Below are 11,470 nucleotides of genomic sequence, written 5' to 3' on the forward strand. Positions count from 1 at the left end.
CCCCTGTGGGCCCGGACCTCCCGGGCCCGCAAGGAATCCCGATCCATCAAAAGGAAGAACAACTTTCATGACCATGACCATTGAGCAGGCCGAATGGTTTGCCGGTACGTTCGAAAAGCTGGTTGCCAACGTTGGGCAGGCGGTGCTGGGCAAGGAACACGTCATCCGGCTGACCTTCACCGCCATGCTGGCCGAAGGCCACGTCCTGTTCGAGGACGCGCCGGGGACCGGCAAGACCTCCCTGGCCCGCGCCCTGGCTGCCACGGTGCAGGGCTCCAACAACCGCATCCAGTTCACCCCTGACCTGCTGCCTTCCGATGTCACCGGTGTGACCATCTACGACCAGAAGACGCAGAAGTTCGAGTTCCACAAGGGACCGATCTTCAACAACATCGTCCTGGCCGACGAAATCAACCGCGCCTCGCCCAAGACCCAGTCAGCGCTGCTGGAGGTCATGGAGGAATCCCGCGTGACCGTGGACGGTGTCACGTATTCCGCCGGCCGGCCGTTCATGGTGATGGCCACCCAGAACCCGATCGAACAGGCAGGAACCTACCGCCTTCCCGAGGCGCAGCTGGACCGCTTCCTGATCAAGACCTCCATCGGCTACCCGGACCACGCGTCCACCGTCAGGCTCCTGGGCGGCAGCAACCTGAAGGACCGCTCCAAGGAACTGTCCGCCGTCATCACCACCCAGGCAGTGGCGGACATGGCCGACCTCGCCGCAACGGCACACGTGGACACCGCGGTGCTGGAGTACATTTCCAGGCTCTGCGAGGAAACCCGCAACGCCCCGGAAACCCGGCTGGGAGTTTCCGTCCGCGGTGCCCTGGCCATGGTGCGGGCCGCGAAGGTCTGGGCCGCCTCGCAGGGCCGGAACTTTGTCCTTCCGGACGACATCAAGGAACTGGCCTCCGTGGTGTGGACCCACCGGTTCGTGATGGACCCCGAAGCAGAGTTCTCCGGCGCCACCGCTGAGGCCGTGCTGACCCGGATCCTGGCCGACGTCGCCGCCCCGCAGCAGCGCACCAACGCCTGAGCCGCCCGGCTGCGGCCGAACGCCGCAGCCCCCGCCATTCCATTCCAGCGCAACAACGAAGGCACACCCCTATGTCCGACGGCACGTCCAGCGGTACCCCGTTGACCCGGTTCGCGGAGCGTTTCCAGCAACTCTTCCACCGGAACGGCCGCCCCACCCGGCTGCACCCCGCAGCGGTGTGGTCCGAGGCCAGCAGCACCGCACTCCAGGCCCTGACGCCCGCTTGGCGGTCCGTCCGGGACACCTGGCTGAAGTATGCGTGGCCGGTTCTTTCCGTGGTCAGCATCCTGGGCTGGTCCGTCCTGGCCGCCGCGATCCTGCTCTGGGCCACCGGCCAGGCCTTCGGTTGGCAGGAAGCCACGGCAGCGGCCATAGCCGCCTTCGCCATGTTCGTGATCGCCGTTGCCTTCATCCTGGGCCGGTCCGCCTACGGCGTGGTCCTGGACCTGGCCCGAACCCGGGTGGCGGTGGGGGACAGCGCCGTCGGCAGCATCGCCGTGTCCAATACCTCGGCGCGTCCCCTCCTGCCGGCCGCGCTGGAACTGCCGGTCGGCAGCACCACGGCCGTGTTCCACCTGCCGCGCATGAAGCCCGGCCAGGTCCATGAAGACCTGTTCACCATCCCCACCGCCCGCCGCGCCGTCATCGTGGTGGGACCGGTCCGCTCCGTGCGTGCGGACCCGCTGCACCTGCTGCGCCGCCAGGTCCTCTGGACCGAACCGGAGGACCTCTTCGTCCACCCGCGGACCGTAGCCCTGGCCGGTTCCGCCGCGGGCTTCATCCGGGACCTTGAGGGCATGCCTACCACGGACCTCTCCAGCGCCGACGTCTCCTTCCACGCCCTGCGCGACTACGTACCGGGCGATGACCGCAGGCACATCCACTGGAAAACCACGGCCCGCACCAACAAGCTCATGGTCCGCCAGTTCGAAGAAACCCGACGCGCCCACCTGGCCATCTCGCTGTCCATCAACACCGAGGAATACGTCTCCGAAACCGAGTTCGAGATGGCCGTCTCCGTGGCCGCCTCCATCGGGCGGCAGGCCATCCGCGAACAGCGTGAACTGGATGTCCTGACCCAAAAGGGCCCCTTGCGCTGCGAAACCGGCCGCAACATGCTCGACGACATGACCCGGATCGTCGGCGCCCCCATGCGCCGCACCGCCGTCGACCTCGCCCGGACCCTGGCCGACACGGTGCCCAACGCCTCCGTGGTCTTCTTCGTGGTGGGCAGCAACGTGACGGCAACCCAGCTCCGCTCCGCCGCCGCCTCCGTCCCGCCCGGTGTCCGCAGCCTGGCAGTGCGGGTGGAAGCCGGCGCCGCCCCCACCCGGGCCAACATCGCAGACCTTACTGTCCTGACGCTCGGCGACCTGGCCGACCTTGCCATCGTGCTGAGAAAGGCGGCCGCATGAGCACCGCACCGGGCCGTTCCCCGCAAACACAGATTCCCCCAACCCGTACCCGCCGCAAGGCGGCCACCACGGAGTCGGCCTTCATGGACGGCCAACCGCCATGGCACTTCGTGCTCGACGCCGGGGCGCTGGTGGTCCTGCTGGGCCTGGGCCTGCTCGGCTTCGGCCTGAGCTTCGGCGGGGACCCGTACTACCTGCTGTCCGGGTTCGGCGGCATCGTCCTGGGCCTGGGCATCGGCGCAGCGAACGCCCACCTGCGCCTGGGCCTGCTGATCACCACGGCCCTGGCCCTCGCCGCGTACCTGGTCCTCGGAACCTGGCTGGCGGTGCCCGATGCTGCCATTGCCGGATTCGTCCCCACCCTTGATTCGCTGCGGACCCTGCTCCTTGGCGTCGTCTTCGCCTGGAAGGACATGCTCACGGTGGGCGTGCCGGTGGGGACGGCCGGCGGGGTGCTCATCGTCCCGTTCCTCAGCTCGCTGATCACGGCGCTCGTGGCCGCGCTTCTGACCTGGCGCGCCAAAAGCCCGTACCTGCCCCTCCTGCCGGTCCTGGTCCTGTTCGTCACCGGCATCGCCTTCAGCACCAACGCGGCATTCCTGACACTGGAACGCGGCGTCGGCCTGACCGTCCTCGGCATCGCCTGGGCCACCTTCCGCCGCGACGCCCTAAGGCGGAACAACACCCGCCGGGTGGCGGTCAACAACCCGCAGACGGACACGGCCGCCGCACGCCGGGCCAGGATCCGCCGGCTGGGCATGGCGGCGGGGGTCATCGCCGCCAGCGTGGGGGTCACCGCGGTGGCCGCTCCGCTCGTCAGCGCAGGGGAGGACCGGAAAGTCCTCCGCAACGTGGTGGTGCCCCCGTTCGACCCCAAGGACTACATCACGCCCCTGGCAAGCTTCCGGACGTACGTGAAGGACAAAAAGGACGACACCCTGTTCGTGGTCAAGGGCCTCCCGAAGGACGGCCGGGTCCGGCTCGGCGCCCTGGATGCCTTCAACGGGACCAACTACAACATGGACCCCAACGGCTCCGGAAACTTCAGCAAGGTGGGCGATGCGAAATCCATCAACACCCTCGCCGACTCCTCCGGTGTGGTGCCCACCAACGACTACTCGATCAGCATCAACATTGAGGACTACCAGGGCTACTTTGTCCCCGGCGGACGGAAGACCACCGGCATCAGTTTTGACCAGTCCGGCTCCGCCGCCGCTGCGGGCCTCTACTTCAACCCCGGCTCCGACACCGCGGTGACCACCAGTGGGCTGTCCCGCGGCGACTCCTACAGCGTCCAGGTCTCCGATCCCGTCAAGCTCGAGCATGGCCAATTGACGCAGTACGACTTCGCCAAGATTTCCCTCCCGGACGCGCTGGAGGTGCCGCCGGTGGTGGGATCCCAGGCCAACGACCTGTCCGCCGATGCGCCCACGGCCATCGACCGGGTCCGCCAGATCGAAGCCCACTTCCAGAAGACCGGGGCGTTCAGCAACGGCCTGGTCAGTGAGGGCCAGCTGCCCAGCGTCTCCGGCCATGGCTCGGCCCGTATCCGCAGCCTGCTCACGGCCAAGCAGATGCTAGGTGACGATGAGCAGTACGCGGTGGCCATGTCCCTGATGCTCCGGCACCTGGGCATCCCCTCCCGGGTGGTGATGGGTTTCTACCCTGAACCGACCAGCCCGGAGAACGGCGCCGGCGAGGTGAAGATCACCGGCAAGGACGTCCACGCCTGGGTTGAGGTGGCCTTTGAACGGGTCGGCTGGGTCAGCTTCGATCCCACCCCGCCCAAGGACAACATTCCCATCCCGCCGGACCCCGAGAACAAGTCCAAGCCCAAGCCGCAGGTGCTGCAGCCGCCGCCCCCGCCGCAGGAACCGGCGGACCTGCCGCCGGACTCTTCACCGGACGCGCTGGATGCCGACCAGAAGAAGAACAACCCGTGGCTGTTCTGGGGTGCCCTCCTGGGTGCCCTGGGTGTCGTCGCGATCCCGCTGGTGATCCTGGCGCTGCCGCTGCTGCTGATCGGCCTGTTGAAGGCACGACGACGGAAGTCGCGTTTCCGCGACGGGCACCCCGCCCAGCGTGTGGGCGGAGGGTGGAACGAGGTGGTGAGCCTCGCGACAGACCTGGGCGCCGCCGTCGACACCCGCTCGACGCGGCGCGAAAGCGCCGCCGTGCTGGCCGAAGCGTTCCCCGCCACCCAGGGAACCACCACCATGCTGGCGCGGCGGGCTGACGCCTCCATCTTCGGAGCCGGGGAGCCCACGGAGGAGGAGGTCCGCGAATACTGGACCATCGTTGACGGGTCACTCAAGGAAATGACCACGGGCATGGGATTCTGGCGGCGGCAGCAGGCACGGTTCTCGCCGCGCTCGCTGCTGGCCGACGCCCGGACCGCGATGAACTCCGGCAACGGACTCAAGCTGCGCGGCGGCCGTGTGGCGCTCCCCGCGGTGGGCGGAATCCTGGCTGCGCGCCGCCGTCGCCTCGCCGGCGGAAGCGCTGCGGGGAAGGCCGCCGGAACGCCGACCCCATCATCGGCACCCCAACCGGAGACCCCGCAGCGCGAAGCCGCCGGACCCGAACAGCAGAAGCCAGACCAGCAAGGACCCAGCCCGCAGTGATGCCCGATCCCGAACGCTGCCCGCGCTGCCAACAGCAGATCCGTGCGGGCGCCACCTTTTGCACTGCCTGCGGTGCGCCGCTGCCCAACCGGGCCGCACGCCGGACCCGCACCCCGGATCCTGTGATGGGCTATGACAGGAGTGGTGCCCCGGGCGCGCGCCCCGAGCACGCCCCCGGGATTCCCGGTACTATCCCGGTAGTAGAAAGCCCCCCGGCAGGTCGGCCGGCGGGCACAGCACAAACGGGCCCCGCGGGCAGGAACAGCGCGCTTGCGGGCACCGGGCCGGGCATGACCGGCGGTTCCACCAGGGTGGAAGCCGCTCCAGGGGGAGGAACGGGAATGGCAGTAAACCTTGAGCTTGTTCCGGCTACGGCGGGCAAGCGGCTCGGCGCCGCCGTCATCGACTGGCTGCCCGGGGTGGCGGTGCTGGTGGTGGCGTTCGCCATCGGTTTCGCCGGGATCACCCGGACCAGGAGCGGTGGCTTCATTGTGTACGACACCTCGTCCCTGGTGCTGTTTGGCGGCATTGGCCTGGGCCTCACCCTGGCCTACCTGTTCGTGGTGCTCGGGCTGGAAGCCCGGACCGGCAAGACCCCCGGCAACCTGGCCATGGGCATCCGCAGCGCGGACCAGGACGGCTACGCACCCGGCGCGGGCGCTGTCTTCCTGCGCGGCCTCATCACCGGGGCAGGCATCCTCCTTTCCCTGCTCGCGGCAGTGCTGGTAGTGGTCTTCAAATGGTTTGACGCCGCCCTGTTCATCCTCGGCCCCCTGCTCCTGCTGGGTGCGGCGTGGGCTGTGCTGGTGGTGATTTCCAACCGGTGGGACAAGAACGGCGGCCTCCGGGGCTGGAACGACACCGCTGCCAAGACCCTGGTGTTCGACGTCAAGGCCGCGCAGGGACCCCATCACCACCGGCGGCATCCAGGGGCCTTACAGCTTCGCCCCCATGGACCTGCCGCCCGTGCAGCAGGTGCTCTCCCCAGTGGCAGGCGCCAAGCCACGGCACCCCGCGGCCACCGAAGCGTCACCCTCCCCGGCAGCGCAGCCTCCGGCCTCCTACGCCGCGGCGCCGCTGGCACCGGCGCCGCAGGTCAACGGACCCCAGGCGTCCTCGCCCCAAGCACCAGCGCCGTCGGCCACCATGCCGTCCCAGACCATGCCCTACACGTCGCCGGCGTCCTTCGCGCCGCCCGCGGCGGGCTCCCAGGGCGTTCCCCCGGGGCACCGGGTGCCTTCGCAGCACGTGGACGACGACGTCGAACGCACCCAGGTCCGTCCCGGCGCCGGCGGCCCCGCCCAGGTGGCCGTCCTCCGCATCCGCCTGGACGACGGCCGCGACTTCCAGCTGGACCGCAGCGTCCTGGTGGGCCGAAACCCGGTGGGGCAAACGGGCGAACAGCACGCCCAACTGCTGGCCGTGGACGATCCCGGGCGCTCCATCTCCAAAACGCACCTGCACCTGCTCACCGACGGCGCGGGCATCTGGGTGACGGACCGGCAGTCGACCAATGGAAGCGCCGTCACCACCCCGGACGGCCTGCGCACCCCCCTGGTGCCGGGCGTCCCCACGTTTGTTACCCCCGGCTCCAGCGTGCACTTTGGAGACCGCACCTTTTACCTAGGACAGGCATGAACCAGCACCCCGCCAGTGTTTCCCCCACCATCCAGCCGGGGCCGGGCCTCAGCCTCACCTACGGCTACGGGACGGACAGGGGACTCCGCCGGGAACTGAACGAGGATTCCTACATCGCCGCCGACCCGGTCTTTGCCGTGGCCGACGGCATGGGCGGCCATGAAGCCGGCGAAATAGCCAGCGGACTCTGCGTGCGCGCCCTGGCCGAAATGCCCCAGGTCACCACCGGGGAGCGGAACATCACGGCGTCCCTCCTCCAGCAGTACCTGGTCCGCGCTGACGCCTCCATCCGCGAAGCCACCGGCGCCCGCGCCGGGACCACCCTGACCGGGGCCGTAGTGGTCGAACAGATGGGCATGCCGTACTGGCTGGTCCTGAATATCGGCGATTCGCGCACCTACCGGCTCAGCCAGGGCCGGTTCGAACAGATCAGCGTGGACCACTCCGAGGTCCAGGAGCTGGTGGACGCCGGCGAGATCACCGCCCAGGAAGCCACCGTCCACCCCCGGCGCCACGTGGTGACCCGGGCCCTGGGCACGGGCGATGAGACAGAGGCGGACTACTGGCTCCTCCCCGTGGAGGAAGGCGACCGGGTGCTGGTCTGCTCCGACGGCCTCACCGGGGAACTGGCGGACGAGGACATTCTCCGGATCCTCAGCAGCGCCACGGAGCCGCAGGACGCAGTGGACGCCCTGATCCAGGCTGCCCTGCGCAGCGGCGGCCGGGACAACGTGACGGCAATCGTGGTGGACGCCCGGAACGTCGCGCACGACGACGGTGCCGGCACCACCGCGCCCCGCCACGCGCCGGTGGACGGTGACGAAGTGACGCTGCCGCGGCCCCCGGCGTCGGAGGCGGTAACAGAGCCCCTGCCCGAACCCGTTGACGCCCGCGCGGACCAGGACGGGGAGCCCGGCCGATGACGGGCGCAAGCTACACCCCCGGCACCTGGCTGGGCATTGTCCGGTCAGGGACCGCAGTCCTGCTGGCCCCGGAAACACCGGCGGAACTCGCCGGGGCCATCTGGGACCTCCTGGGTTCCCGCCCCGAGCCGCACGAGGTCCTGGCCGCCGTCACCAGCAGTTCCGGCGGGTCACTGACCCGGATACCGTCGTTCGGCATCCTCGATTTCAACGGGTCACTCCGGGTCTTCCTCCGCGGCGGGCTCGACCTCGCCGTGGAGCAGCCCGGCGGACCGGTGGATCTCGACGGGCGCGATGTGACCACCTGGACCGAGCGCATGTTCGTGGTGCCCGGAAAGTGCCGGCTGACCATCGCCGGCGGCACGGATACCGCGGGGCACGGTGCCGGCAGCCCCGGACGTCCGCTGGTCGGGCTGCCACAGCCTGGACTGCCACTGCCCGAGCTTCCCCTGGGGGAGGGCGTGGTGCTGCTCCAGTCCCTGACCCTGGGCGCGCCGTCCGGCCCCGCCGCCGTCGCCGCTCCAGCCCCAGCGGAGCGCGAAGCATCCATGGGCACTCCGGCCGGTGTTGACGGCCCATTCGCCGTGAATTCTTCCGGGGAGGTGGACGGTCCCGCCGACATCGACCAGCCCCTTGCCCCGGAAGTGCCAACGGGTGGGGGCCAAACATCCGATTCCCCCGTCGGGACCGCTACTGCCATGCCGGCCGCAGCCGCCGCTGACCCGCAGCAACCTGACGCGGTGCCCGATCCGGAACCCGCCGTGCGCCACCTTGATCCGGAAGCCACCATCGCTCCCGGCGCGATCATGGACGCTGACGGAGAGCTTCTCGAAGAAACCGGCGCCGAAGACTCGGCCGGCCTGGGCGACCCAGGACCGGAGCTGCCCGGTTCCGGTACAACCGGGGCGGAACCAACCGCCCCCGCGGCGGGCCACGCTGATGCCGCACCCGCCGTGGAGATGACCACGTCCTACGACCACCTGTGGGACCGCACCGTGATGCGGAACATCGAGGACGCCGCCGTCCGCGAGGACCCCGACGCCGACTTCGGGCACGTGGTGCCGCAGCAGCAGCCGGCGCTGGGCGCCGCCGAACCAGTGCCCGCCCTCGGGACGGCAGGGGAGGCGGACCCGGCGGGCTCCTCCGCAGAACCGGCGGCAGCGGAAGCCGGAGCACCGGAAGCCGGCCCCGCGCCTGCCAGCCCGGACGGTGCCGAAGGACCCCGGACCAGCCCGGACGGTGCCGCTGCAGGTCCGCCCCGTCCTGCGTCGGCTGGAGTGCTCATCGACTCCGTCCCCTGGCGCAACGGGGGAGCAGCACCCGCGCCCTCCCGCCCCGAGGGCCAGCCGTCTGTCCAGGTACCGGCCCCGGTAGCCGGCCACGACCCGGTACCCGCCCCGGCACCGGAACCCGCACCCGTCCAGGCTCCCGTCGCAGACCATGGGCCGCTGGCGCACCCGCCTGCCCCGGACCGGCAGCCCGACCCAGGCTTCGACCCTGACCACGACGGGCAGACGGTCATGAAGAGCAGCCTCGCCGGAACCGCGTGCCCGGCCTCAAACGCACCTGCGGCGCAGCAGGCTGCGGGCGATGGTCCGCTGGTGCTGGCCCGCGTCTGCGCCCAGGGCCACGCCAACCCGCCCACCCGCGCCCAGTGCAGCGTCTGCGGTGCCGCCCTGTTGCCCGATGCGGTGCAGGTGGCTCGTCCCCGGCTGGGGCGGATGCGGCTGTCCACCGGAGACCTGCTGGACCTCGACCAGTCCATGGTGATCGGCCGCCAGCCGTCGGTGTCCCGGGTCCAGGGCGGCGTGATGCCGCGCCTGGTGCAGGTGGCAAGCCCGGGCGGTGACATCTCGCGGTCCCACGTGGAGGTGCGGCTTGAGGGCTGGCACGTGATGCTCTGCGACCTCAAGGCCACCAACGGCACCGTCCTGGTCCGCGAAGGCCAACCGCCCCGCCGTCTCGCCCAGAACGAGATGGCCATCCTGCTCGACGGCGACATCGCCGAACTGGGCGACAACATCTCATTGCGTTTTGAGGAGATTCCTTGAGTTCCAAACGGCCCGTTGCGCCGCCGCCCCGCATTCCGGGGTTCACCTACATCAGCCTGCTCGGCTCGGGCGGCTTTTCCGACGTCTACCTCTACGAGCAGGACAGGCCGCGCCGGAAAGTCGCCGTCAAGGTGCTGCTCTCGGACCTGAAGACCGAGGGCGCCCGCCGGCGTTTCGAGTCCGAGGCCAACCTCATGGCCCAGCTGTCCTCGCACCCCTACATCGTCACCATTTTCGAAGCGGAAGTAACCGACGACGGGCACTCCTACCTGGCCATGGAGTACTGCTCCCGGCCCAGCCTGGACGTGCGGTACCGGCGCCAGCGCTTCAGCGTTGATGAAGTCCTGGCCGTCGGCATCCAGGTGGCCTCCGCCGTCGAAACCGCCCACCGCGCCGGCATCGCCCACCGCGACATCAAGCCCGCGAACATCCTGGTGACGGACTACAACCGTCCCGCGCTGACCGACTTCGGGATCTCTGGCACCCTCGCCGGGGACTCCGACGACGACTCCGGCATGTCCATTCCCTGGTCCCCGCCGGAGCAGTTCCGGGACGGCAGCGTTGACGGCGTCATGGTGGACGTGTGGGCCCTCGGCGCCACGCTGTACACCCTGCTCGCCGGCCGGTCGCCGTTCGTCATGCCAGGGGCGGACAACTCACAGCGCGAACTGATCAACCGGATCAGCAACTCGCCGCTGCCCCGGCTGGGCCGTCCGGATGTGCCGGAGTCGCTGGAACTGGCCCTGGCAACGGCCATGGCCAAGTCGCCGCAGTCCCGGTACTCCTCCGCCCACGCCTTCGCCCTGGCCCTCCAGCGCATCCAGGCCGAACTCAACCTCTCCGTCACGCCCTTCGAGGTCCTTGAAGAACCCCAGCAGGAGGAGAGCCACCCGGACGACGGCACGGAGGAGACGCGCGTCCGCAGCATTGCCGCCATCGATCCCGAACGCACCGGCAGCGCGCCCACCTTCCCGGCCCGCACCCGGCCCAACGCAACCGGTGCCGGTGCCGACGCCACGGGACGCCGCGGTGGTGCCCTCCCGCCGTCGTCCTTCACTCCCGCCGGCCCCGGCCAATGGCGGCAGGCCCCCGCTGTGCCCTCCATCCCGGCGGGTCCCGCCGGGACCAACGGGCCCGGAGCAGGCGCGGCCGACGGCGGCGGCCAGGGGGAGTGGGCACAGTCCACCGTCCTGCGCGGCAGCACCGGCGCGGCGAACTATGGTGCCCCGGTCAGCGACGGCGCGGGGCCTGACACCTACACCGCCGACGCAACCGTGCATCGGCCCGTGAACGTGGACCAGCCCCAGGCAGAGCCGGCGGCAGACCATGGCAAGCGCAACCTCTGGCTTGCGCTGGCGGGCGGAACCCTCCTGGCCCTGGCGGCGGTGGTGGGCATCGTAGTGGCCAACACTGCGACCGGGACGCCCAAGGCAGTGGACACCCAGCAGGTCAGCAAGCCGCCGGCCGACGCCGTGGACAGCGGCACCGTCCCCAGTGTTGAAGGCCTCACGGCATCACGAAAGCCCGAAGATCCAAACACCATCATCTTCTCCTGGACCAACCCGCAGCCCAGGGAGGGCGACTCCTACAAGTACCGCTCCAAATCGGCCAAGACGGACGGGCCCTTCGAAACCACAAAGGTACCTAAAACCTTTGTTTCCGGGTTCGGCCCCACTCCCATTTGCCTGGAAGTGATCCTGGTGCGGGCCGACGGCAGCGCCTCGCCGGAAGGCCAGGACTCCATCGCCTGCCTGCAGGACTAGCCAGCTGATGACGCAAA

The 11,470-nt window shown here is 69.9% G+C and carries 6 protein-coding genes and 2 pseudogenes; all 8 read left to right on the plus strand.

From position 1 onward, the window contains the following. The first annotated feature begins 67 nt into the window (after positions 1-67). The 8 genes and pseudogenes from ACZ9J7_RS13725 (at position 68) to ACZ9J7_RS13760 (ending at position 11,453) form a co-directional block, all read left to right on the plus strand. Positions 68-1,039, plus strand: coding sequence for an AAA family ATPase (locus ACZ9J7_RS13725; RefSeq protein WP_476210151.1), 972 nt, complete (start codon positions 68-70; stop codon positions 1,037-1,039). 71 nt (positions 1,040-1,110) lie between these two features. After that, positions 1,111-2,454, plus strand: coding sequence for a DUF58 domain-containing protein (locus tag ACZ9J7_RS13730; protein WP_476210152.1), 1,344 nt, complete (start codon positions 1,111-1,113; stop codon positions 2,452-2,454). Continuing rightward, the gene (locus ACZ9J7_RS13735) at positions 2,451-5,078 is read left to right on the plus strand and encodes a transglutaminase-like domain-containing protein (protein WP_476210154.1); all 2,628 of its coding nucleotides are present in this window, start codon (positions 2,451-2,453) and stop codon (positions 5,076-5,078) included. Before ACZ9J7_RS13730 ends, ACZ9J7_RS13735 begins: the two co-directional genes overlap by 4 nt. Next, positions 5,078-5,131, plus strand: a pseudogene (locus ACZ9J7_RS13740) (hypothetical protein); the annotation flags it as partial. The gene ACZ9J7_RS13735 and the pseudogene ACZ9J7_RS13740, both read left to right, overlap by 1 nt. A 288-nt stretch (positions 5,132-5,419) precedes the next feature. Continuing rightward, positions 5,420-6,716: pseudogene (locus ACZ9J7_RS13745) on the plus strand (RDD family protein). Beyond that, entirely contained in the window at positions 6,713-7,639 is a 927-nt protein-coding gene (locus ACZ9J7_RS13750; protein ID WP_476210156.1) for a PP2C family protein-serine/threonine phosphatase, read from the plus strand. Before ACZ9J7_RS13745 ends, ACZ9J7_RS13750 begins: the two are co-directional and overlap by 4 nt. Further along, positions 7,636-9,690, plus strand: a complete 2,055-nt coding sequence (locus ACZ9J7_RS13755; RefSeq protein WP_476210157.1) for an FHA domain-containing protein — start codon at positions 7,636-7,638, stop codon at positions 9,688-9,690. The genes ACZ9J7_RS13750 and ACZ9J7_RS13755 overlap by 4 nt, the downstream gene beginning before the upstream one ends. Beyond that, the gene (locus ACZ9J7_RS13760) at positions 9,687-11,453 is read left to right on the plus strand and encodes a serine/threonine-protein kinase (RefSeq protein WP_476210158.1); all 1,767 of its coding nucleotides are present in this window, start codon (positions 9,687-9,689) and stop codon (positions 11,451-11,453) included. Before ACZ9J7_RS13755 ends, ACZ9J7_RS13760 begins: the two co-directional genes overlap by 4 nt. The last annotated feature ends 17 nt before the right edge of the window (positions 11,454-11,470 follow it).

It is taken from the genome of Pseudarthrobacter sp. TE9888 (assembly GCF_056279345.1).